This is a genomic window from Legionella clemsonensis (assembly GCF_002240035.1).
In the GTDB taxonomy this organism is placed as follows: Bacteria; Pseudomonadota; Gammaproteobacteria; order Legionellales; family Legionellaceae; genus Tatlockia; species Tatlockia clemsonensis.
Window position 1 is genome coordinate 131779 of record NZ_CP016397.1, and the last position, 25717, is coordinate 157495.

Below are 25717 nucleotides of genomic sequence, written 5' to 3' on the forward strand. Positions count from 1 at the left end.
GGAGTACCCCGCGTGAAACAGAAAGCACTAATAATGGCCATCGCTGCTATTTCAGCGCCGCTTTACGCTGCAAGCAATGCAGAGTTACAACAAGAAATTCAAAGGCTACAAGAACAAACAAAATCATTACAAACACAGCTTAACCGTCTACAAAAACAATTAATCTCTGAAACAACAGGAAGCGCTAAACAGGCTCCAGAAAAAACAACTAACAGTAAAGAAACGGCTAAATTTCTTGCTACAGGTTCGTCTGAGAGAGCCGTCAAATCTGAAAAAGTGAAAGGAAAGTATCATTCAGCACACGTGCTTGTTCACACCATAGATGGCGATCCTCATTCCAGCAGCTTTTTCCCAACGGCACTTATTGCTGATAATGAAGTCGTTACTTATATTGCTGGAACACCGGTGATCACATCCCCTTATACAGGAGATAGACCTGCTTTTGATGGTTCAGATTATATTGTTAATATCTCCAGTATTAACCGCGATATTCGATTAATGGAGCAGCGACGCCGGGTTTATAGAGCTTATGAACAAATAGGATACCCCATTCCCAATATTCCCATTATTGCCTTGAGTGGAAAGGCAGAGCCTGTTGCTGATATTACACGTCCCTATATTGGCGATACGACCGGTGATATTAATTTAGGCTCAAGTGAACTTGACATGGCAGCATTGCTAAATGATAAAGTCGAAGCGTTTATGTCAATCGCTTACGATGATACTCCTCCAGCAATAGGCGGAACAAGGGTAGAAAATTCAACTTTTTTCCTGAATCAGGGCTTTGTTAATATCGGCAACTTAGATCTTACCCCCTACTATTTTACGGCGGGCCAGCTGTATGTGCCTTTTGGAAGATATTCCAGTTCCATGGTCAGTTCTCCTTTACCCTTAAGACTCGCTCGCACCAAATCACGACCATTTATATTTGGCTATAAATCTCAAACAACCTCAGGACCTTTTGCTGCTCTTTATGGGTTTAGATCCGATACAACGGATGGTCATTCAGGAGTTGGTGGTGTAAACGCAGGATATGCCATCCATTATGGCAATACCAATGGTGAAATTGGTGCAAGTTACATTGGTTCAATAGCTGATTCAGCGGGTATGCAAGATACGGGTTCAGCACCTGGAACAACCTTTGGCGGCTTCGGCTCACCGACTAACGGAAGTGAAGCTGTTCATAAAGTACCTGGCGTTGGTGTACACGGGACAATAAGTATTGACCGGTACAATTTTACGGCGGAATGGGTTGCGGCTGCTGAAGCTTTCAGGCCGCAAGATTTAAGTTTTAATGGCCATGGAGCACGGCCACAAGCTGGTCAGTTGGAAGCGGGTGTCACTTTTATGGCATTTAACAAGCCTGCTTCATTCGCTCTTGGCTATCAATGGACTCAACAAGCGCTGGCACTAAATTTACCACAACACCGCATCGCTGGTGTGTTTAATATTTCCATTTGGAAAGATACGGTAGAAAGTCTGGAGTACCGCCACGACATCGATTACAACAGAAACCAATTTGCCAATGGCATTGCTCCACCAGGTGCTGTTAATCTAAACACCGTTGGTACGGGGCAGGCCTCTGATTCGGTCGTTGCCCAAATTGGAGTCTATTTTTAATTTAACAGTCGTCTCGTGAATGTTGCACGTGAAAGCTTCACAGCATTCAATGGCAGTTATCTTAATGAAGCAATAGCCATGATCAGGTAACTGCTTATCAAGCTCCCCGGTTGATAAAGTGATAACTTCAGTTAAAGAAAATATTAATGTATTTTTAAGAGGGCAAAGCGCAAGGCGAAAAAAAATTGAATCTGGTATTTGCAAGTAGGTAATTATCGAAGATTATAACCTTAAAGCGTATAAGAGTACCTATAAAGCTCCTTCTACTGATATTCCAAAAAAATGCTATTCTTATCCCATAGGTAATAATCAGGGATCTCTATGGAAGGTTTTCACACCCTGGTGTGTGTGGTTCTGTTAAAAAAGATACTCTCAAATTTCTATTTGCACCTTCAGCGTAAATTGAGTAGCTGGTTGTGTTATGTCATTGTGTTTATTGGCTTATGGAGTATTGCTCTTCCTGGAATGGCCAATAAAATTGTCGAGATGGAAATTAAAGGCCCTATCGGGCCGGCAACGGCTGATTTTATAAATCGCGGTATTGCAAAAGGCCAGGATGCGACCCTGATTTTGATAATCATTGATACACCAGGAGGCCTGGATAAGTCAATGCGCCTTATTGTACAAGACATTTTGACGTCCAAAGCGCCAATTGTCACTTATGTGGCACCTAATGGAGCACGTGCTGCGAGTGCTGGTACGTTTATCGTTTACGCCAGTACGATAGCGGCGATGGCACCAGGAACACATTTAGGCGCCGCAAGTCCTGTTTCTTTGAGTGGTGGTGGTTTTACTGAAAAAGAAGATAAAAAAGAAACACCCAGTGCCATGGATAAAAAAATTACCAATGATGCCATCGCTTATCTTCGTTCCCTAGCGCAGCTTCGTGGGCGTGATCCAGCTTTTGCGGAAAAAGCAATTCTCAATGCGGCTACATTGACTGCAAATGAAGCACTGCGAAGTGGGGTAATTAATCTTGTTGCAACGAGTAAAGCGGATCTATTCAAGCAATTAGAGGGTATGGAAGTGAGTCAGAATGGGCGAAAAATTAAATTGCTTACTAAAAATGCTGAGGTTATTAAGCTCACTCCGGACTGGCGTTTGCGTTTTTTACAAGTCATCACTGATCCCACAGTAGCCTATTTGTTATTATTGCTGGGGATTTATGGGATTTTCTTTGAATTAGTCAATCCTGGCTTTATAGTGCCTGGTGTCGTGGGTGCTATTGCAATCTTGGTGGCCTTATATGCCTTACAATTACTGCCTATTAACTATGCTGGACTCAGTCTGATTATTTTAGGCATTTTCTTTATTATTGCTGAAGCATTTGCACCCAGTTTTGGTGCTTTAGGCTTAGGAGGAACTGCGGCTTTTATTATCGGTTCGATTCTATTAATAGATACGGAGCATAATAACTATCAAATTGCGTGGTCAGCTATTTGGGCAATGGCGGCTGTCAATTTGGTTGTTTTACTAACTTTGGCAGCCATGGCGGTGAAAGCTAAGAAGCGTAAACCACAACATGGAGTTAACCTTCTATTGGGCGCCGAAGGTCGTGCGTTAAGCGAGATTGCTCCACAGGGACAGGCTGTCATTCGAGGAGAGATATGGGCCGTTCATGCCAAAGAGCCCATTGCTGCCAATAAACGTATTAAGGTCGTGGCAACCCAGGGATTGCAACTTGAAGTTGAGGAAATGGAAGCAACGGAAAAAAAATAAACTATCATTAATTAAAGGAAGAATTAGGTTCTGTGCAGCATTGTAGGCAAAGGAGAAAAAAATGTTCTCATTCATGGGTTTTTTCATAATAATTATTGCCATCTTTTTAATGTCTACCTTACGTGTTCTTAGAGAATATGAGCGCGGCGTCGTGTTTTTGCTTGGACGCTTTTGGCGAGTTAAGGGACCAGGACTGATTATTATTGTTCCTGTTATTCAGCAGATGGTACGTGTGGACTTACGCACCATTGTCATGGATGTACCCAGTCAGGATGTAATTTCAAGGGATAATGTTTCCGTACGGGTCAATGCCGTCATCTATTTTCGTGTCGTAGAACCGCAAAATGCGATTATTCAGGTGGAGAATTATTTTGAGGCTACCAGTCAATTGGCACAAACCACCTTACGCTCTGTGCTTGGCCAGCATGAATTGGATGAAATGTTAGCAGAAAGGGAAAAGTTAAACAGTGATATTCAAAAAATTCTGGATGCACAAACCGATAGCTGGGGAATTAAAGTTTCAAACGTGGAAATTAAACATGTAGATTTGGATGAAAGTATGATACGGGCTATTGCAAAGCAGGCTGAAGCAGAGCGAGACAGGCGGGCTAAGGTGATTCATGCAGAGGGTGAATTGCAAGCTTCAGAAAAATTACTACAGGCCGCTCAGGTGTTAGCAAAGCAACCACAATCACTGCAATTGCGCTATCTACAAACATTAGCGACACTTGCCACGAATAATCCTTCAACGATTATCTTTCCGATGCCAATAGAGTTAGGTGACTTGCTTGGTAAACTAAGCTCTAAAAAGGATTGATCATAAAAAGCAAAGCTCTTTTTATGATCGCCTTTGTGTTAGCGTTTCACTTATCTCATCCACAATTTCAACACTTGCCGTTTTAGTCTGAAAGAAGCGCCAATTGTTAGAGAATACGCATTTTAAGTTTAAGGTAACAGTTGCCAGAATAGCATTCACAATATCTACCAAAATTTGTTTATAGCCACGATGAACTTCTAAAACTTCTTTGGCTTCGCTTATCGCTTTCAGACATTTCATTTGAAAGTCTTGTAAAGTAGTCGCTGGAGATTTAAGAAACTCTTCTCTTTCACGCTTCAACGTATGATAAAGCGTGATTGCTTCCCTGGCTGCGTCTTTATAATTATTATCATGGAGTGCTTTTACGGCATGCTGGCAGCCCTTGATTCTCAGCTTCTCTAACGAAAGTATCCACTTTTTCTCAGCATTGTCCGCAGAAGCGGGTTCTTCTTTAATTTTCGTTTCATATTGTCTGTTTAGCGCTTCGAGCCACTGTTTTCGACTTTTTTCCGACAGAAGAGGATGAGAGAGCGCATGATGCAAATTGTCATAATCAGGCGTGTGATTAAGTATGGCATACAGTATGGTCTCATTCAGGTTATCCTTTTTGAGAATATTGGCAAAGTGCTCTGGCATTTGGCATTTATTCACCAACAGTAATAAATTATCTTCAGAAAGTGGCCCTGTATTTTCATGGTTAAGAAGAAACGTAATATCCTTGGGTTTGGCAATTTGAATCATTGGTTGCATGGGCAAGGCCGGTGCTACTTCTTTGCCCAATTGATGTAGAATTTTCAAACCGAGCTTGGGGCTTAAGTATCGTTGTTCTTTAATAAGAGTAACGATGTCGCTGGCAGTATCGGTTCCGCTTTTATATTTTTTTATTAACTTAATAAGACTTGGCTCCCAAACATCTTCCTCTGTTGGCTTGTATTGCTCAAATAGTTTAGCCAGAAGTGTTTTTAATAAACTATGGTGCTTATCAATACTGGCGTGGAGGATAATTTTTTCAGCTACTGTGGGTGAAATATAAGAATTTGCGAGTAACTCATTCATAATTTCACCAATGAGAGGGTTATTTCCATATTTATCAATTACCTGAAGAAGGCAATTTTCCCAATCAACAGCGTGTGAGGTGCGAGCATGCACGGTACTCTTACGAACGAGTTGTAAAAATAGCGGGTGGTTATTCTCAATATCACAGCTATGAATTATTCGTTGCACAATTTCTGGGGATAGATTCCGATGGTCGAGAATGAGAGCTTTGACAACCGAGTCAGCAGCTTGATGCTCGCTTACTTGTAACAAAAGTGCAGAAGAGGGAGTATCACGTAAAGCGATTGCTTGTAAAACAGCAGAGGTAATTGCTGTAGGATGCTTGAGAGCCAATCTTATCTCATCAGATGTTGAAAAATTTATTAGCGACAGCATTACGTCAGGAGAAAGTGCTTTATGCTGCAGTAATAGTTTACAGACCATGCTGTCCATACGATATCTCTTGGCAATCGATCGTAATGTTTCTGATGTTTTAGTTCGCTCAAGAATAATTTTTAACTGAGATAATGTAAGATTAGGTCTAGGATTGTTATCAACAATAGTCTGAAGTATTTTTTCCGTGAGGTCCTTTCGCTGTAAAAGTTGATCATGTAAATTTTCAGTCTTGCATTTCGCCACTAATACAGATAATTGTTCCTCAGCGAGTTCTGGAATATCAATCAATCTGGCAAGATCATTGCTCTCAGTGGCGCTATTTATCATGGCGGTAATAGGCAATTTAGCCACCACCTTATTGCCATAAAAACGAAGAAGCTCAAGACCGAGAGTTGGACTTTGAATTGCAGGTTGTTGATTGATAATTTGAATTACTTCCTCTACCAAAATAGAGTTTGAGCCAGACTTTATAAGTAATCTAAGCAGGACAGATTCCCAATACTCTTGTCCCTTATGCAGACACTCAAAACTTTTTGCGATTAATTTTTTTATTAAGTTTTGAGACTTCCTCACATCCTCTATTTTATGAAGAATCCATTGAGCTGTATGAAGAGAAAACTCTTTACTGTCAATTATAAGTGTTATTATCTCTTCATTGCTTTGCGGATGCGATACGATATCGGCCAGAACATCAGCAGAAAATTTCTTCTCGATCATTGTTTTTAAAATATCTGCGGTAATGGGGCAGTGAGGATTATTTAAAGCTTTGGCGGCTTCAGCATTCCTAACTCTATTTTTCTCCAAGAATGATTTTAAAAGATCAATACTCAGATGGGGACTTGAGCAAACATTTTCTTTGTTTGCAGCAGAGGCAGCAGAATGTTCATAAACACGTCCCAGAATTTCAGGGGAAGATGCCTTTTGAATAATTACTGCCAATTGAGGTGCTTTTAATAAGGCACTATTTAACATTTCCCGTAGTATATTGTCGGTGAGGGTTGATCGTTGAAGAAGCAGCTCGCTTAATTGCACATCATGACAGTTTCCTGCAAGCATGAGTAATTTTTCTTCCGGAAGAGGCCCTGTAATATCTTCATTGAAGAGTAATTTTAGTGCCTCTATATCTACCATAGCGGCCATTTCTTTAAAAGGTATAACTGTTATAGCGTGTGCTCCAAAATAGTATAAGAGAGAACACCCAAGTTGGGCGCTTATTTTGATTTGGCTAAGATTTTCCTTGATCTCGGTTTTACGAAGAAGATTAGGGAAACTCCTAAGAATTTCTATAAGATACTCTTCCCAATCTTCCCTCTCTGATGCTATCTGAGTTTCATGGTATTGCACCAATGCTTTTACAAAGAGGTTCTCCAGTAGTTCTTCATCCTTTCTGCCTCTAAGGATACTTCCAGTCATTGCCAGTGAAAGTTTATGTTGCTCGAGGACGAGTTTTTTTAGTGCAGAAGTCGCAGTTCGATGGGAAATAATGTTTGCTATAAGTTCAGGATTTACTGTCTTTTTGGTCAAAATTTCTAATGCAGCTTCTGTAATAAGAGGAGAATTTTTTAAAAGTTGTAAAATAACCGCTTCAGAAGGTATTTTTGCAGATAGCAATTGAAACAACAACCTGGAAGTCAGTGCAGGATGCGTCAGAACTGCTTGCTGAGTCATCTCAACCGCGGCTGGATGAGAATATACCAAAAAAAGTGTTGTAGCATCCGCAGTGTCCCCCAAAATGGAAAGTAATTGTGTTTTATTGAGCTTCCCATTCTTAAGTAAAATTTGTAAAGCTCTCTCAGGAAGGCGTCCTCGTTGGTAAAGCTTTTCGGCCAATTTATTGGAATGACATTTGCCAGCAAGCAGTTCGAGTGTTTTGCCAGAAAATATTCTTTCTGACTCCAACAATGCTTCAACGATGCCACTGTCACAGCATGAATTTTGCAAGATAGCATCAATTATTGCATCTGATGGATTGCCGTTTAGAAAAGCTGCTAATACTTTTTGCGAGGTTGCTTTTTTCGCCCCACTTTCAAGATAGATGTCAATGCCTGTGAGCCGTTCTTTCGCATTAAAAGCCGGATGGTTTTTTAAGGTCAGCATCACTTCAATTGCTGCTACAGCCATTTCCTCAGGCATAGCTTCTTCAGAATTTTTAATACCTTGAAGTTCAAAGAATTTACTAAGGGGGATATCAAGGCAGGTTTCAAGGTAATGTTTTTCTTCCCTGGATAAATTTTTAAGGAAGGATGCTAACGGTTGTTTCAGGCGCTCCTTAAGTCGTAAAAGAGGTTGCAGATGATTATCAAGATAACTAAGACTATTTAAGGGTAGGTTAAATTTTTCCTGTAATTCCTCCATGGTCAAATGTCTTGCCCAAAAATTACTATTCACATAGACAAAAGCCTCAGCCATTTTTTGATATTCCGCAATTTGCACGGGAATAATGTCGGGATGCAACGTTTTCCAGTCTTGTTGGGTCAAATCTGCAAAGGGATGTTTGGCAATATGGATAAACCCAGCAACATTTCCTTTTAACAAGACTATCTTTAATTGTTCTAGCTCATCTTCGCTGCCTGGCCTATACGGGAGCAAATGTTGTTCAAAGAAGGAAATTTTGTCCGCGGATTGTTCATTAAGCCAGAGTAAAGGTGTTTCCTGGTTTAAGAGAGAGGCGCATTCACCATTAAAAAACCGTACTTGCTCGCGTAATTTTTGATAGTCGGAGCTAGAGCAAATGTTGCTTGGTACTTGTCCTGCAACAACAGTATCTTCGGTAGTTGCTATCCAATTGTCTGAAGTTTTAATATTTTGTTGTAAATTTTCTGCTTCTTGCGGAGTAACAATAGTCGCAAGAAGCTTGTCTTTTTCAAGACGATACCAAACTAAAAACACTGGTTTTAGAAAGGCATCCGTATACTTTTGCTGGCCCTGGTAAGTTTGAGCGTAATTTTTACTGACTCTTAGATTGTGAGAAAATAATTCGGGTGTGAGGCTATTGGCGCAAAATGTATTCAAAGGGAGAGTTAAACTATTAAAGTGATAATCAAAGTTAATTCCTAAATTATACCAATAATAGGCATCCTTCGGTTTAAGATTTGCAGTATAACAGGCATCAAGAGTAGCACGTTGGCTCTGTACTTGTTTTTGTACTTGCTTTTGTATTTGAACTTCTTTGGCAACCAAAGCAACAGTGTCTTCATATTCCGCCAGACAGTTTGGGATAGCACGGGTAATAATCAGTTGTAAATCTTGTTCTGTTTGCGCAATATCGGTCTCAGATAATTCTATCCTGGCCTTTGCATGACACATTTTCCAGGTCTCAAGTAACTGTTCTTTGAAACGTGCAAAAATAGTTGTAATGTCTTCTTTCTTACTGATGGCGCCATAAAGTGCAAAAAAATCACGTGAGGGCGTATCAATAAAAAACGGTGCAAAATGCTTAATTAACTCAGCTTTGCATTCTGCTTTCTCAGAAGGTAAGTCCTGAATAAATGACAGGCAAGTACGTCGTAAAAGGTTGGTCATTTGAGCCTTTGCTGCATAAAAATTATCCAGCTCTAATACTCTTTTATCATTATCTTGCATCCGTTGAATCCATTCATCATAAGACAACTCTTCAAGGCGTTTCGGTAAAATGAATTCAAGAGTTTGACTTTGACTTAATCCTCTCATTCTGTCATTACCTTGCTTCCAGGCTTGGAAGGAGATTTTTTCATCAGCAAGTACTAGGGCATGAGCTTGTGAATATTGAGTTATATCAGTACCCAAAGTATGGACTTGATCATAAAACGTGAATCGTTCTTCAGGTGTTGAGCCAAGCAGGAGGGAGATTTCTTTTTCTTCACTGGTACCAAGCACAATCGGTTTTTCAGGTTTAGTGACGTCAAGCGCACAAAGCACCTGCTCTTCATTAAAGTAAAGCACATGCTTGATAGGGGGGGTAAAATGAGTTGGATGCTTAGTAATGAAATGGACTATCTCTTTAGCGACCTTAAGATTGGTAACCCCGGTGAAGGTTGCATTAATATCAATGATGGCACGAATGCGCTCGGGTGATTTCGAATCCGTCAGTGCCTTTGCCACGAATTGGGCCGTGGTTTCGTAATCAAAATAAGAAATTTTACTTTCCTTACTACGCAATAACTCAACCGTGTAAGCATCACTGCCAAAAGAAGATTTAGGATTGTAGTTTAATCGCTGATGGTAAGTTGTATAATTTGAGGGTGTTCCAGATACACCTTGGGTGCTGCGACAAATGTCCACATGGTTATAAGCGTCACTATGAAGAATTGCCCCATCCTGATGAATTTGTCTTAAAACCCGCTCCTGCAAAAGTGTGTTAATGAGGGAGCGATTATGTTTATGCCGTTGATGTAATGAGGCTATCTGCTGCGCATCATTCAGTTTAATCTGACTTAGGGTAAACCCTGTGTCTTTTTCTAATAGAGAAAAGCCTTTTGCAGTTGGTGTAGCATCCAAATGTTTATAACTGGGATTTTGGAATAATTCTTGACGGGCTGCAACAAGCCAATTGGTAATAAGTTCAACAAAGAGCGCTTCACTAATACCCTCAATAAGCATCATTTGAATGGTATAGTTCATTGCTTCCAATTCATTTCCAAAACGACTGCTCTCATTAGCCAGACCGTTACCAATATAAGGAATAGCAAGCGTATATTGAATAGGGCTTAAGTTTTTAAGTTGTGAACTACCATAAGTTACATTGAGTTCACTCACAGTAGTACGTCCTTGCAATGTTGCAGGTAACAATACATTAATTTGTTGCTTAAAGAAAGCAAGAGCAGCTTTTTCCTCTGAGGTAGCTTCAAGAATAACAGGACTCAACGCCGTGGCCTTATTGAGGAGATAGTCTATCAGCTCTTTTTTAATATCCGCACCATAAATCCGAACCGCTTTATTGATAAATGAAACCAAAGGACTGGTGGAATCATTAATAAGTCTGGTTGCAAGATCAGCTTGAAAAGGATCCCAATTATAATCCTGCGGTAGTTTATGCGCTGTTTTAATAAAGTTGGCATCAATGAAACTGTACAGGGCAATGATACTCTTGATAAGAGTGGGCTCAAGAGGATGTGATTCACTCAAGGTGTAATTTAATTTGGACTTTAACCACAATCCCTTATGTACTTCATCAATAAGATTGTCTGCATTGTGATGCAGAAGATTAACAAGTTTATCCAGCCAGTATACTTGTTTGTGCCAGGTTTTGTCTCTTTCTTTAGCAGATAATAATTCAATATATTTTAGTTCAAGTGAGCGAAGCGAATCACCTGTTGTCATTAAATAACTCTTAGTGGTCATGACTTCTACAAATTGAAGGTATATCTGCTCGAGACGCTTAGGGGAGACAGTGCTGTTACGATCAAATTCAAAACGATGGGCGCGTTTGCCAAACAAGCGTTGTGAGGTACGGTTGGCATCGACATAATTGGTGGCTAATAGCGCAGGAGGAACTTCAATAATGACTAAATTATCACCCCGCGCTTTCATTTCTGCAACGACCGGGATAATGACTTTTGATTTTCCTCCTCCAGGAATTACTTTCTCGACCACATTCTTATAGCCGTGACCATCCTCGGCCGGTTCAAGCAGCGACTGCAGTGCCGCAACCTGACGTTTACGAAGTAAAATATCTTGTTCGTGTTGAATAATCACTGTTGCTGGTGAGGCAAGCGCAGGAATTTCTTCTCTTGCTAAAATGTCCAGGGCTTCTACAGCCAAATTGACATCACCGATTTTTGTGGCACTGGCAAGTTTATTTTTTACGGTATTAAAGAGTTGATGTTGTATACCGTTAACAAGAGCAACATGGATTAACTCATACAGCTCTTTTGCCTTGAGCGGGTTTAATCCTGTTATTTCAATTATATGGTTAAGATCAGCTCGGCAATAGATAGATAGAAGCGCTTTTTTATCAAGAGTCGGTTTTTCCCTTGCTTGCCTGGAAATCTCCCACGCCATATGTCGTTTGAGTTCCTCTGGGCCTGAATTGGCAAGTACTAAGGCCCTTTTCCAGGCGCTTTCTTTTTCCTCACCAAGGGGGGGTGCAACAACGTTCACCATATCGAGGATTAGTGATGCTAATTGCGGCTTGTCAATAAATTGCTGAGCAAGTTTTTTCTGCTGTTGTTCTGCTTGAAGGAGCAATTTTCCAGCGGCATCTTCAGTTTCTGTATCTTGTAAGCGCTGGGCAGTGTCAGTTTGAAGCTTACGATATTCTATAATCAAACTGTTAAATTGAGCGCTTAATTCTTTGGCTTCTTCACTATTCGCTGTTGCTTGCTCGTTTTTCAATGAATCGGACGATCGTTTGGCAAAATACTTCTTAATTTGGGGTTGCTCTAATAAAGCAGTATTTTCCAGCAGAGGGGGTGTCAGAGGTAGCGTGTGGGGGCGCTTTTTAGCCAGGATGTCTTCGGGTGAGGCCAAAATGTGATGATAGACATCGATAGCCTCATAAACTTTAAGGGGGGGTAATAGCGTCGACTTAATAAAGTAATTAATTCAGCTAACTTAACAGTATGCGAGGCAAAAATAGCCTGATTGTTGTAGGTACGATACAAAATATTACATAAAAGTGGGACACAGGACTTCTGTTTGTCCATCGTAATATGACGGTTGGCAATTAGAGTTGCTGTGCAAAAATCTGACAACTGTTTAAATAGCTGTGGATCTTGAGTGGTAGCCGCTACTTTTAAGTAAACGGGAAAATAACAAATAAAATCATGTTCACTAATTTCTGAATTTAATGCATCAAAAGCATCTTGTAATTTCTGGGTGTCCGATTCCGCTAGAAGAGAGAGTTGATTTTGCCATCCCTCAAGAATTTTTTTAGTTTCTTGGGAAAGAGCAGCTTCATTGACGCGACTAGTAGAATTTAAAGTTAAATCTATTTCTACTAATTGCAGTTGAGAAGATTTAGCGCGTGCTGGTTTTATCTTTTGAAGATGCTTTTCGATAGATGCCAGGCGTTTTTTATCATCTGGTGATAAGGAGTTTGATTGTTGACGCGCTATCAATGTATCACGCTCCTGCTGAACTGCTTCAAGACTTAAAAGCATCCATTCATAACCTAAGGCGCCTCTTGGATATTTCTTTTTAGGTTGAGATTGCTGATAGTAATCCAGCAAGCGTTTACGTTCTATCGTGGACAAGGTATAGCCATGTTCCAGGTGACGACGAACGTGCTGTAAGCGAGAGAAGGATTCATATATTTTTGCAGGAAGAGAAGAAAGAAAATCCTTCATTTGCTGATACTGAAGTTGCGCATACTGTGAATTGGCTGTTTCCTCAACCGTTGGAGCCTTTAGATCAAACGTTCTGTCCTGTAAGAGAAAATCAGACACAAGACTCATTGCTTTAAGTTGACAGGCTACATAGGGAGGAGTTCGTCGAGTCACTTTTTTATCCGTATTGGGTAAGCGATGGGGGACATCTTCACAAATCCAGCTAATGAATTGTAATTCTGCGGGATCACCGGTAAGTCCTCCCAATCTTGTATTGCAATCCTGCAATACAGCCCAAGCTTTTTCAACTTGATTGGTAGCAAGGTAGGTGTAAGCTAAGTAAAGTGCATCAGCCACGGTGTCAGCGACAGGATTGCCCTCTTGTAAACGAAAACTAACGGCTCTTTCACTATTTTGATAATGCCACAGAGGCTCATGTCGAAGCGGATGTTGATGCCATTCTTGCTTAAGCGTCGAATGAGCAATAGTGCCATAGATATCATGAACTACTGGATAAAACTCTCCTTGTTCAGCCTCTTTACTGGTGGCATAAAAACGAGAGACAGGTACTATATAGCGTCTGTGCCCATTTTTTTCAAGCACCAGTCCAGCTACTGCAGGATGAATGGGAGAAGCGCTCTCAATAACGCGTTCATCAGTCTCTGCATTAATGAGTTGAGGGTCTGTAGCCTGCAGATTCAGTTTAAATGTTAAATTATACCGTGGAAGTTTTATAATCGCCTGTGTCAAGCTGGAGTGCGTCAAAATAAATTTATTGCTCTCAAAGGCCTTAAGCGAGTGGCAGCTTAAAGGAAGTCTGGCAAGTTGATAGTCTGTTTCCTTTCCCTGTTCATCTAAAACAGTCAGTGCCCCTTTGGTTATTAAATAGACGGGTTTATTATTACAAACTAAAAGCCCCTCATTCCTATTATCGGTTGCATGCCAATAATCCATCGTACCATCGGTGAGCACAAGGGGGAGTGAAGCCTGAATAGAATTGGCGAGTTTATTAGCTTGTTGCGCAAGATGGTTTTTCGAAAGCGATTGTAATTCAAAATTACGGGAAGTTTCTCTAATAGTCCACTCTTTTTGGACAATTAGATTGCTACGTCTATAAAAGAGTTGAACTTTATCTTTTGGCAGGTATAAATAACTACCTTCTGAGTTGACAAGACACTCCTGGTTATCCTGCAAATTCAGATGCCTAATAAGTGGATGCTTTTGGAGTTCCAGCGGTAGTCCACTGTGCGCTAATCCTTCCTCAAAGAGCTTGCATTGAAGAATGTTAAAATAACGTATTCTCCCATCCTCTTTATGCGTTAGTTTGTACAAGGGAAATGAGACCGGAGCAATTTCCCAGTCCTCCTCTTTGAATTCAGTGGCTATAAAGTGTCTAATTGCTTGTTTAACGTTCGAGATGGATTGATGGCTGATTAAAATTTTGAATTTAGCAATGTGACTATCAATGTCAATCCGATGAGCAAGAGCATCATGAACAGAGGGATTAGCATGACTCTGAAGATAAGCATAAGCTTTAAATGCTTGCTCAAAAAGCTCGCCTGAATCTTCGCCCAGTTCGATACGAGTCATCACCGTTTGAAATAAATACTGCTGCATAACATAGGTAACGTCAGGAGCATTTACTAGAGAAACTTGGTTTAAAAGCGATTCTTGAATAGTTTTCAGTCGGGGAAGCCCCTTTTGCGGATCAATTTCATAGAGATATCGGCTTACCAAAAAATCTAATCGTAAAAATAACAGGGAATCGGGAGTAAGTTGTCCATTTTTATTGAAAAAACGATAGCCTGTTTTTAGAAATTTATCGAATTGCGGCAAAAATGCCCTTTCTTTAAGGGCATTGAGTAAAAGACCGGGTTGAAAAATATTCGCTTCAATATAATATTGATTTTCTGGAAGAGAAAGTTTACTAATGTGGCGGGTAAAATAATCAAGTGTTAGTGCTATTTGAAAACCCGGTTCACTTCTTAGATGAAAATAATCACGAGCCAAAATGTCTGCTGGAGTTACTGGTCTTTTCGTCTCCTCTTTGGAAGATTCTTTTGGTGTGAGTTGAATCTTATTGGCACTAGGCGGTCTTATTTGATTATCATAATTACTTTTATTAGGGACATCTGCTTTTAATGCTTCTTTTGCAGGTGAATCAGGGAATACACCTTCTGGCTCAGAAAGCTTGGTTGATAGCTCTTGCCAGGTTAGAAATGTCGGATACAAGGGAGTATAAAGATAGAATGTCCCCTTATCTATGACAAAATCAAGTCGTCGGGAATCACTTAATTCTTTTGTAAAAAAAGGATTAATTGCACGTCTTAATTTGGACTCATAAGCCAAGTGATCGACTACTTTATCAATAATAGGACTAAAATCTGTCCTTCCCAAAAAGGAAGAGGTAGAAAGAATTTCAATACCTTTTAAATGTTGCGCGACTAAATAAAGAGCCTCAAGCCCATTCTCTCTAATTGCAGTATGCAGCTCAGTTGCAATGTAAGCATATTTTTCACTGTAGAGTTTTTTTAGTTGCTCATTAAGCTCAGGCTCAGTTGCTAATAATTGTTTTAAATAACCATAAAAAGCACTATGTGTGTTAAATGGCGCCAAAGCATATTTTCTTTGTAAGTCTTTAAATTTTTCATCCAATATAGGTCGATTGGTCGCATAAAAGGGATTACGCGTATTATTACCTAAAATGGTGTTTAGCATCGTAGAGGCAAAGGGCATAAAAGAAGGTAATTTATCCTCTTTTTTTATTTCCTCTCGTACTTTAACTTGCATATGGAGTAACTGTAACTGCATCACCTGCAAGCTGGGAATGGCGTTTTTCTTAAGCCAATCCTCTTGCAAATTACGCATAATGATTTGCAGTGAATAAAGATGTTGCTCGAAAATCTGATACCGATGGTAGGTCGTAAGTTCAGCATAAAACGGCGTGGAAGCATCTACATCAATGGGGAATGAAGCCATTAATTGTTCAAGGTAATAGTATTGGGTTGCCGGTTCCAAAGCATCAATTTGCGTAATGGCTTTCTCTAAATTGCTGAGAAGATTTTTACCATTCCCTAAGCTAATAGGTAAGGGTAGTTCTTTAGCAGGGGGGAAACGATCTAGCGAAGGTTTCGAGGCTATTGTCGTATTTCCTTGTACTGTTAATTGAGGTATGGGATCATCTTCTGTTATTTTTTTTGCAGTTCGTGGGAATTTGTAATTATTAATTCGCTCTTTTATTTGGTAAAGCTCAATAAAATAACGTTGTGTTTCTTTTGCATCAAACAGGTTTGGCAGATTCAGGATTTTTAAATTATTTTCTATGGCAAAGCGAATTTGGTGAATAACAGCTGGCGTAAGAGGTTGTTCTTTTGTGTCAAAGCAAGCCCTTACATAATCAAGCAGCGCATAGTGTTTAAATTTAAAAATAAAGCGCTCATAGGCTTCAGCGGAAGGTGAATTTATTTTAAGCAATTGATGAATACAACGCTGCGTGCAAGTGCCTGCTAATTGACCAGCTGTATAACCAAAATCAGGAATGTTTTCAGGGTCAACTTCATAACCACCGATGTGGCTAATACTGGCTAGAGTTTCTTTATAGAGTATTTTTTCATCAAATGCTTTACGAGTTGGTGTGGGTATCTTTGCATTAAGGAGACGTGCTATAAAAAGTTTGATCTCTTGCTCTTCATGAGGCGTTTTAGGGAAAGGGAATTCCCAAGTTTTGGTTGGATTATAAAGTTCTTTTTCAAGGCTTGATTTTTTATGGTGATATTCAATACCTGCACCGGCATTAATGGCTGTAAATCGAAAGCCGTTATCGGTGCGGGTGATTTGGTAGACCATCGCATGTCCACCGTCAAAATTTTGCCATCCACCCGGCAGAAGTATTTTTTCTCCTTTTTTAAGATGAAGAATATCATTGGTAATGGTGGTTGCCAGTTTACTAACATCACTACTGTGGGAGATATTTAATAGTTCTTCTTGAATGAACTTAAGATAATTTGTGTCGACAATTAATTTTGCATAGGCAGGAGGCACTTCACCCTTGTCTTGCAGCTGATCCAAATACTGTTTAAGATAATTGATAGGAGTAATAAATTGTTGTCCTTCCAGCTCATAAACTCCGGAAAGATTGGCATCGTTCTCTATATGTGCAAACAAAGAGGCAGTAATTTTTGGCATTTTAAATTAACAACAAGAGTCGCAGACAAGTATTAATGAATTATAATTGGTCATTCTTAAGCAAATATTAACTTCCTCTTTGTGATTGTTTGTGATAGAAAGCTTTTTTAGTAAAAATGGGTGATACAGCATGTCGATAAAATCAGATCGTTGGATAGAGAAAATGGCACTGGAGCATGGGATGATCTCTCCCTTTCAGCCAGAACAAGTTCGTCATACTGATAATGGGCGAATTATTTCCTACGGAGTTTCCAGCTACGGTTATGATGTTCGCTGTGCCAATGAGTTTAAAATTTTTACCAATATTAATTCTGCAATCGTTGATCCGAAGGCATTTGATGAAAATAGCTTTGTAGATGTCCAATCCGATATCTGTATTATTCCTCCGAATTCATTTGCCTTGGCTAGAACTGTTGAATATTTTCGAATCCCGCGTAATGTATTAACAATCTGTCTTGGTAAATCAACTTATGCGCGTTGTGGCATTATTGTGAATGTAACCCCCTTGGAGCCGGAATGGGAAGGTCATGTGACTTTAGAGTTTTCAAATACTACCCCTTTACCGGCTAAAATTTATGCTCATGAAGGTGTTGCTCAAATGTTGTTCCTGGAATCTGATGAAGTGTGTGCAATTTCTTATCGAGACCGTGGTGGGAAATACCAAGGACAAACAGGAGTTACACTGCCTCGAGCTTAGGTTTTACGTAATTATCTTTATGCTGAATATAGCTTTAGCAAAATCCTCACGAAAGGTATTTCAGCGTCTGGTATTGTCTCTTGATGACTCTGCCTATGCTCCGCAGCTTGTCCTTGAGAGATGGTCACAAAATAGGTAATTGATTCTTTAGAGATTTTTATAGCTGCTTACGTACCACGCGTAAGCATGGTACGTAGAGATATAGAAATAAGCCTTAGTTATCCTCTTTCTGTTGCAATTTAATTTTGGCACGAGAGGCATCCACACGTTCCCTAAGTTCCTTCCCAGGTTTGAAATGAGGACTATACTTTTCCTGCGTGATCACTTTTTCACCCGTTTTAGGATTATGAGCATTGCGAGGGGGGCGGTAATGTAGCGAAAAGCTACCGAATCCTCTAATTTCAATGCGTTTTCCCTCTATGAGTGCTTGACTCATGAGCTCTAAAATACGATTTATGCTGTCTGTGACTTGCTTCTCAGGCAGATGTGTCATTTTGGCAGCAAGGTTTGCAATGAGTTGCGATTTAATCATACCCACCTCGGTTAGCCGCGTTTCTGGGCGCCATCACCAGGACACAACAGGTGATTGACTTCTATTTAGCATTCAATTTTTAGTATAGACTCGAAAAAAAATTATTCAATGTTATCAAGTAACTGTAACAAGGTTTTTAGCTTCAATGCAACTAGATTGTGTAAACAATCTCTACATTTGGAAATCCCCATTGACGCGAGATTAGCTTCATTCAGTGCATTTTTCCTGAATAAAGGCTTTGACGATACCCCAGCTCATGCGAACAGCGGTCACTTTTCTGATAATAAATTGATTTGCAAGTAAGGCTTTACTGGTAGAAATTACCAACGTTCCCGGTTGTAGCTGTTCTAAATGTTTACTAATACTATACCAATGCTCACCAAAAAAGGCAGTTGCATTAATGAATACCAGTGAAGCATCGGTGAATGTGCACTCTAAAAAATTCCCTCTTATAAATTCAATTCGCTTTGCTTTTTCCTGATAATCTTCATACTCTTGCAACCGTTGTTTTTGCTTGAGTGCGTAATTGTGCAACTCAGGCAAGATTTCAATACCACAGCTTTTTCGGACTTCGAATACCAATGCGCAGGCGATAACAGCTGTTCCCGTTCCGCTTCCCAAATCATAAAAGATAGTCGCAGGATTAGGTTGACATAACGACAATAAAGCAATGAATGATTCAAATTCAATCTCGCCATAGGTATATTCCATCACTGCTTGAGTTTTTCTAGCCTGCTGTGACAGTGCAAATCCATGGGTATTCCCGTAGAGTTTTTGATAAATAACTCTATGTTTGTTCAATGACAGGGCGCTTCGCCAATGGTTGACAGCGCGTTGCTGTCGCATGCCAAACCACAATAAAAGAGCGGTTATGAGAAGGAGCAGGAAAAGAATAAGCATTAATCAGGCTTTATGAGGTTTTTGATAGCTTAAGATCTTGGCTTTTTCCTCTTGTGTCAATGTGGGCCATGCTTTAATTAGAACTTTGCCTGCTTCGCGTTCATTTTTAGCGTGTTGATGAATTTCCCAAGGTAATTCATTACTAATATAAAAACCCATTACGCAGGCAGTAATAACCGTGGTAATCAAGGCAAGCGAAGCCGCGCGCCATTGAAATCTGCCGAGAATTCCTTGACTTTTAATCACTGCATTGTGTGCTACTCGCTCTACCTGTTCACAGCTTTCATTCGCGATACGTCGAAAATGGTGAATATCGTATTGAGTAAAATGCTCATCTAATCTTTCTATTGCCCGTAAAGTATATTGTTCGAGTTGATTAAGGCTTTTTTCCAAAAATTTGCCTAATTCCTGGTGTTTATCAGTAATTTCATCCAACAGCTGTTGACTTGCTTTCTGTAGATTACCGAGATGATCTTCACCTTGCTTTAGTATTTTTTCAGCACTTAGACGGAAGCGTGCAATGCCGGCCTGAGTTAATACTTCTTGTAAGGCATCCAGTTCATTATGAAGATTTTGCAGTTGCTGTTGCGCTTTATTTTGTTGAATTTGCGCCTGTTGTTCAATATCATGTCGCCATTCGAGCATTTTAGTTTCGGCAAGTTCAAAATAGGCGATAAACTCCCCGGTGTGCCGTAGTAATTCTTTTAATTTAGCAATATCCTGATCCTGTAATTGCTCCATGGCAGCCTCCTGGCATTAAACGTTAAATGGATTCGAAAAATTAATCGCTGTCGCTATACTTAAGAACTCGTATTAATAAACTCGAATCAACTTATTCTGTTAACTGGTTCTAAAACATGATTAAGCAATTGTTTTTTATTAGTATTACGCTGTTTACTATTCTAACTTTATTGATCTATCTCTTACAGCGGAATTTGATTTATTTTCCAGCAAAAGAAGTGCCAAGTCGGGCAGTGTTTCAGGCAGAGGATATGCAAACAGTAACTCTTCATACTGCAGATGGTCTGGAGTTAATGTCTTGGTATAAGCCTGCTCTGCCTGATAAGCCGACCATTCTTTATTTGCACGGGAATGCTGGTCATATTGGGTATCGAATGCCGTTAGTACGGCAATTTCTTGCTGCAGGTCTTGGGGTATTGCTTTTGGAATATCGTGGTTATGGCGGTAATAAGGGACAGCCTAGTGAGCGGGGATTGTATAGTGATGGAGAGGCTGGACTTGAATTTTTACAGCAACAAGGTGTTTCCCTTCAACGTACCATTTTATATGGCGAATCATTAGGCACAAGTGTAGCCGTTTATTTGGCTGCAAGGCATAAAGTTTGTGCTGTGATACTGCAATCACCTTATACCTCTATGACACAGGTGGCGCGCTATCATTATCCTTGGGTTTTTATTCCTCCATGGGATAAATTTGATTCTTTGTCACGTATTGCAAATGTTAACAGCCCTTTGCTCATTTTGCATGGCGAAAGGGATACCATTGTCCCTTACCAACAAGCGCGTACTCTCTTTGAGTATGCCAATGAACCTAAGCTCCTGATTAATTTGCCAGGTCGAGGCCATAATGATTTATGGGACGATGGTTTTGTTAGTAAAATAGTTACTTTTATTGGAACGAGCTGCACATAACTTAGACTTTTTAGTTGAAATTTCAGCATAATAATGTAAAATCTTAGTTAATATTTCCTTAATCTGAATTGATTAGAATGGAATTATGAAGTAATTAGAGGAGAACCCCATGCCAGTTGCCACCACAAGGTTTTTTAAAGGCCTTCCCGCAAAGGGGGTGACCAGTGCTTTCAAATCAATCAGAAAAACCTCACATTTTGTAGATGTGGGAGGTAATGGTGATTGTGGTGTGCGAGCGATTGCTGCCGGAATAATTAGTAAAGTATTGTTTGAGCAGCGCAGTACTCCAGAGCTTGCAGCTTTACTAAGTAAGCATTTTGAATATTTTCCTGAGCAGAAGCCTCGGCTACCTTTAGCTACTCCTGCTGAACAACTCGAGTGCATGACTGAGAAGGGTAAAATGGCAACAGCGATTCAATCTCTTGCCTACACGATACGCCAATTAGCCGTTGATGAAATGGTTGCAAATCCCGCCCATTATCGTGGTGCTTTTGTGGGCAATGAAGCAATGCCTACCTCTCCTGAGGCAATGCGCTTGCCAACCACTTGGATTGATGAGTCGGTCATTGCAGCCGCTGCAAAAGCAACTGGATTTCCCATTAATGTTCGAGTGGTTAGTGAAGGCAAAGAATTACCTATGCGCTTGCACTATAGTGCTAAAAAAGAAACTTCCGTGACTCCTTTGGTAATTCAGTTACAAAATAAGCATTACATTCCTAGTGTACATCATCCAGCTCCGTTTCAAGCGGTAAAATCAGGACACATGCACAGGGTTGAGCCTCGACAGATTGCAAAAAATGATCCCAATCTTGAAGAAGTTTTAGCTAAAATTGAGAGGGAAGATAAACGCTTGCTGAAAGAGTTTGAAGACACCAAACGACGTTTAACAGCTGCGGTTGAAGTGGATGGGGCTCCTAAAGAGTTATTGCTTAATATTTACATTGAAGGGCTTAAGAAGAGTGATTATCTGCAGGGCTATGTGGGTATTGAGCATGGTAGTGAGGATTTCTTTAAAGCTATCAAAGATGTGAATGGTGAATTGGAAGTCGTTCGTAGTGAACTTGACAATCCTGATCAGCATTTTACCAAACAATTAATTCACGCGATTGCCCGGGCAGTAACCATCAATCATTTAGACGCGAGTGAAGTATTTGAGAAAATCGAAAGTGCTCTCTCCGATAAAAGAGTCAGTGCGCATGTTTAAGCGTTGAGCTAAATTAGACGTCAAAGGACTGAGATTATTGTCAGTCCATCTGCCTCTCTTTCTATTAGAGCTAACTGTCATATCTTATCTTATCAGTAGAAAGTTCAGCACTTATGGCATTCTTAACCTCAGTGCTATGTGATGTTAAATCTAGGGTAGCTACTCCAAGTTTTTCATAGACTTCTTTTTGTTGGGGTGAAGAAAAACTCGCTAGATGGTTTTTAATAGTTGATAAATCACCTCGTTGAATAGGTCCTGTCAAAGACTCGCCGGGAGATAGTGTTTTCTCTAGATTTAAAACGGTACCTTTCATTAAATTTGTTATTATCTTCATTGCAATTTCATGTTCAACGCCAGCTTGATTTAGACATAGAAGAGCTTGTTGAGCCAAGGTCACTAAATAGTTTGACGCGAAGACACCAGCAGCATGATAGAGGCTTTTCTTATTTTTATCAATTTGATATGTTTTTGCTCCCATTGATTTTAAAATTGGCTCTAATGACGCTAATGCTTCTTTATCGCCTTCCATTGCACAATAAGTTCCTGCAAATTCTTCGACACTTATTGTCGGATTGGCAAAGCTTCTCATTGGATGAATACTGGCAACAAAACAACCAAACTCTTGTAGGGGTTTTAATACCTCTGAGGATAGAGAGCCACTACAGTGAACGATAATATTTTCAGATTTAATAGATCCATTAGTGGCTAATTCTTTGGCAATATTCTCAATCATATCATCTGGGGTGGTAATCCATGTCATATCAGCGGGAGGTAATTCCTTGATTGAGGGACAATATTTCCCATCTCCAATGAAGGAGATTGCCTCAGAAGTGCTCTCAAATGATCGATTGCAAATTGCACCTACTTTGACCTTGGGATGTTTCAAAATAAGTCTCCCTATCGTTTTACCTAAATTTCCCGCGCCTATGAAATTGACTATGAAAGTCATATGATTTCCTTTAATACAATTTGTAAAAATTAGAGAGTGTATTGAAATAGTATTATTTCATCTATAGTTTTAAATTCATTTATGGAATAACTAGGGTTACCTTATAAAATAACCCTAAATAAAATAGGCGAACCGCATGGCAAGAAGAACCGTTTATAACAACCACGCATTAATCAATTCCACCAGTCGCCAGAGGTATTGAATTATAAAAATCCTTGCTCTTTCATCCATTCATCATTCGCATATTTAGACATGTAATTACGGATGGAGTCAGGCAGGATAACCAGACAGCGTTGCCCGGCTTTCAACGATTTTGCTGCTTCCAGGGCTCCCCACATCGCAGCACCAGAAGAGCCTCCGACCAATAAACCCTCCTCTTTAATTAAGCGTCGTGCCATGTGGAATGAATTTTTATCGTTTGTTTTAATGTAATGATCGATTAATTGATTATCGAGGACTTCGGGGAAGAAATCATACCCTATTCCTTCAACCTGGTAGGGCTTAATCTCATTGCCGCCGCCTAAAATCGAGCCCTCTGGATCAACGCCAATCATTTTGATTTCTGGGTTATATTCTTTTAAACGCTTGGCAATACCAGTAATGGTACCACCGGTTCCTACACCAGCAACAACCATATCTAGATTCAAGCCAAAATCCTCAATTATCTCCTGCGCTGTCCCATAATAATGGGCATTGGGATTATCCGAATTTGCATATTGATCAAGAATATGAGAATGAGGTATTTCGCGTTGCAACTCTTTAGCTAGCGAAATATGGCTATCCGGATCATCCCAGGCTGCTTCAGTTCGGGTCCGATAAATGGTCGCACCCAGCCGCTCTAGGACGGATTGTTTTTCCTGACTCATTTTATTAGGCATGGTAATGACAACCTTATAGCCCAGAACTGCACCTGCTAATGCAATTCCAATACCGGTATTACCAGATGTCGGTTCAATTAAAGTATCACCTGGTTTAATACGGCCAGCTTCCTGGGCCTTTTTAACCATTTCAAAGCCAATGCGATCTTTTACTGAACCACCTGGATTTAAAAATTCACACTTGGCGTACAATTCACAGGCAAGCTCTTTACCAATACGATTTATTTTTACTACAGGAGTATGGCCTATGGTGGCGAGAATGTTGTCATAAATCATTGCAAGTCCTTATCATCAAAATTCCTGCTCAGTATACGTCAAACTGACTCTTGTTGTTACCCCAAAAGGTAAAGCTTGGATTCACTGCTAATAGTATTTTTTCTGCCGCATCCAAATCTGCTGGTAGACCATACAAGATTAAAATATCTCCGGCGCGAAACTGGATATTGGCAGTCAGCTTTACATGCTCGGTTGGCCATTTAAGCCGGTCGGAGTGTAGCACTAAGTGTTACAAGAATAAGGGATATCCTATGCCGAGTAATTATTCAATCTTTAGATTTTATTGATTAAAATATATTTAAAATCAGCAGTCTGGATTTTACAAGCTGGCTGACACCAGCTAGAATGCAAGATAGTACAAATCACCTACTTCCAAGGATGACACTATGAAAAAAAATCTGCTTTTTTGGGGTATCACGGGTACATTGACTTCAACTTTGCTATTAACGAGTTGCCAGGGTATAGAACAATTGTTTACTGATTCGCCAGCCAGAAATTCCCAGCCTAGCTATGGCACAAGTCAGCAACGGACTACGACAATTTATCAAAGTGGCTCTTCAACCCGAGCAAACTCAACTGCACCCAGAGCAACAAGCAGTTCCACTTCGGCGAATCGTTCCAATACCAGTTCCTATTCGAACCCATCGTCAGCCTCCTCCTCCTCCTCATCATCATCATCATCTTCTTCTTCTTCCTCCTCTTCAACGTCGACACAGCCTGCGTCACAAGCCGCTAAGAAAACTGCTGGCACCGCTGTGCCATTGGAAGCGCCCACTGTTGGCCAGTAGGAAAACGAGGAAATGCAGTATTGAATAGCTATGGTTTTTATCTCTGGTGATTCTTTAATGAGTCACCCTATGCCTTAGAACAGTAAAACCTATCCAAAATAGTCTTATAACGTTAAAATTAATCCATCATTCTAGAGTTATGGATAAAAAATGCATGCATTGAAAGAAGCCGTGGCCAGGGAAGCCTTAAATTATCTTAACGATGATGAAATGATTCTTGGCATTGGCACCGGTTCCACTGTTAATTATTTTATTGAACAATTAACCACCATTAAGCATCGTATCGATGCCTGTATAGCCAGCTCAAAAGAGACAGAAGTTCGATTGCGAGCTCTGGGTATTCCTGTCATTGATTTAAATGTTGCCAAGGAAGTACCTATTTATGTTGATGGTGCTGATGAAGTGACCGAGCAGCGTCAAATGATAAAAGGCGGCGGAGGTGCTTTAACACGGGAAAAAATTTTAGCGTCAGTGGCCCATCAATTTATCTGTATTGTCGATGAATCAAAACTTGTCGGTCATTTGGGAACGTTTCCGATTGCCGTTGAAGTCATTCCTATGGCGCGTAGCTATGTGGCCCGTGAACTTGTAAAATTGGGTGGAGATCCTGAATACAGAGAAGGATTTACCAGTGATAACGGTAATATTATTCTTGATGTTTATAATTTTGAGGTAACAACACCCGTTGAATTGGAAGAATCCATTAAATTAATACCAGGCGTGGTGGATAACGGTTTATTTGCCAAAAGACTTGCTGATACAGTATTAGTAGCTACCTCAAATGCTATTAAAATTTTGAATTAATTTCTTAAGTTTCTCTTAAGG

General features: G+C 40.0%; 15 protein-coding genes. 8 read left to right on the top strand and 7 right to left on the bottom strand.

The genetic code is table 11. The features are described 5' to 3' along the window. The first annotated feature begins 12 nt into the window (after positions 1–12). The 3 genes from clem_RS00595 to clem_RS00605 all read left to right on the top strand — a co-directional run bounded on the left by clem_RS00595 (position 13) and on the right by clem_RS00605 (position 4156). Positions 13–1620 carry a FlxA-like family protein gene (locus clem_RS00595; RefSeq protein WP_094089830.1) on the top strand — a complete coding sequence of 536 codons (1608 nt, stop codon included), beginning with the start codon at positions 13–15 and terminating at the stop codon, positions 1618–1620. A 321-nt stretch (positions 1621–1941) separates the two neighbouring features. Then, complete coding sequence (locus tag clem_RS00600) at positions 1942–3339, top strand: NfeD family protein (RefSeq protein WP_094089831.1); 1398 nt, start codon at positions 1942–1944, stop codon at positions 3337–3339. 73 nt (positions 3340–3412) lie between these two features. Continuing rightward, positions 3413–4156 (top strand): slipin family protein, encoded by a 744-nt coding sequence (locus tag clem_RS00605; protein WP_094092228.1) that lies wholly within the window; start codon positions 3413–3415, stop codon positions 4154–4156. 21 nt (positions 4157–4177) lie between these two features. Here the strand turns inward: clem_RS00605 and clem_RS00610 are convergent, their stop codons facing one another. Both clem_RS00610 and clem_RS00615 read right to left on the bottom strand, forming a co-directional pair. Beyond that, entirely contained in the window at positions 4178–12034 is a 7857-nt protein-coding gene (locus clem_RS00610) for a DUF3638 domain-containing protein (RefSeq protein ID WP_094089832.1), read from the bottom strand. Next, positions 11980–17016, bottom strand: a complete 5037-nt coding sequence (locus tag clem_RS00615) for a hypothetical protein (protein ID WP_094089833.1) — start codon at positions 17014–17016, stop codon at positions 11980–11982. Before clem_RS00615 ends, clem_RS00610 begins: the two co-directional genes overlap by 55 nt. 130 nt (positions 17017–17146) lie before the next feature. On the opposite strand from clem_RS00615, the gene dcd reads away from it, so the two are divergent. Beyond that, the gene (gene dcd / locus clem_RS00620) at positions 17147–17713 is read left to right on the top strand and encodes a dCTP deaminase (RefSeq protein WP_094089834.1); all 567 of its coding nucleotides are present in this window, start codon (positions 17147–17149) and stop codon (positions 17711–17713) included. A 214-nt stretch (positions 17714–17927) separates the two neighbouring features. Here the strand turns inward: dcd and clem_RS00625 are convergent, their stop codons facing one another. From clem_RS00625 to clem_RS00635, 3 genes are all read right to left on the bottom strand, one after another. Continuing rightward, positions 17928–18245, bottom strand: coding sequence for an integration host factor subunit beta (locus clem_RS00625; RefSeq protein ID WP_094089835.1), 318 nt, complete (start codon positions 18243–18245; stop codon positions 17928–17930). 207 nt (positions 18246–18452) lie between these two features. Continuing rightward, positions 18453–19091 carry a class I SAM-dependent methyltransferase gene (locus clem_RS00630; protein ID WP_094092229.1) on the bottom strand — a complete coding sequence of 213 codons (639 nt, stop codon included), beginning with the start codon at positions 19089–19091 and terminating at the stop codon, positions 18453–18455. Positions 19092–19148: 57 nt separating this feature from the next. Beyond that, entirely contained in the window at positions 19149–19886 is a 738-nt protein-coding gene (locus tag clem_RS00635) for a hypothetical protein (protein ID WP_094089836.1), read from the bottom strand. Positions 19887–20002: 116 nt separating this feature from the next. Here clem_RS00635 and clem_RS00640 point away from each other — a divergent pair, with 116 nt between their 5' ends. Together clem_RS00640 and clem_RS00645 are read left to right on the top strand one after the other, a co-directional pair. Continuing rightward, positions 20003–20797: an alpha/beta hydrolase gene (locus clem_RS00640; RefSeq protein ID WP_094089837.1), complete on the top strand. Its 795-nt coding sequence runs from the start codon at positions 20003–20005 to the stop codon at positions 20795–20797. A gap of 109 nt (positions 20798–20906) precedes the next feature. Next, positions 20907–22001, top strand: coding sequence for an OTU domain-containing protein (locus clem_RS00645; RefSeq protein ID WP_094089838.1), 1095 nt, complete (start codon positions 20907–20909; stop codon positions 21999–22001). A 70-nt stretch (positions 22002–22071) separates the two neighbouring features. On the opposite strand, the gene clem_RS00650 is transcribed toward clem_RS00645, so the two are convergent. Continuing rightward, positions 22072–22950, bottom strand: coding sequence for a Rossmann-like and DUF2520 domain-containing protein (locus clem_RS00650; protein ID WP_094089839.1), 879 nt, complete (start codon positions 22948–22950; stop codon positions 22072–22074). A 203-nt stretch (positions 22951–23153) separates the two neighbouring features. After that, positions 23154–24104: a pyridoxal-phosphate dependent enzyme gene (locus clem_RS00655; RefSeq protein WP_094089840.1), complete on the bottom strand. Its 951-nt coding sequence runs from the start codon at positions 24102–24104 to the stop codon at positions 23154–23156. 386 nt (positions 24105–24490) lie between these two features. Between clem_RS00655 and clem_RS14675 the strand changes: the two genes are divergently transcribed. Next, on the top strand, positions 24491–24892 hold the full coding sequence (locus tag clem_RS14675) for a hypothetical protein (protein WP_157698129.1): 402 nt from the start codon (positions 24491–24493) through the stop codon (positions 24890–24892). A 150-nt stretch (positions 24893–25042) separates the two neighbouring features. Continuing rightward, on the top strand, positions 25043–25696 hold the full coding sequence (gene rpiA, locus clem_RS00665) for a ribose-5-phosphate isomerase RpiA (protein WP_094089842.1): 654 nt from the start codon (positions 25043–25045) through the stop codon (positions 25694–25696). Positions 25697–25717 lie beyond the last annotated feature (21 nt).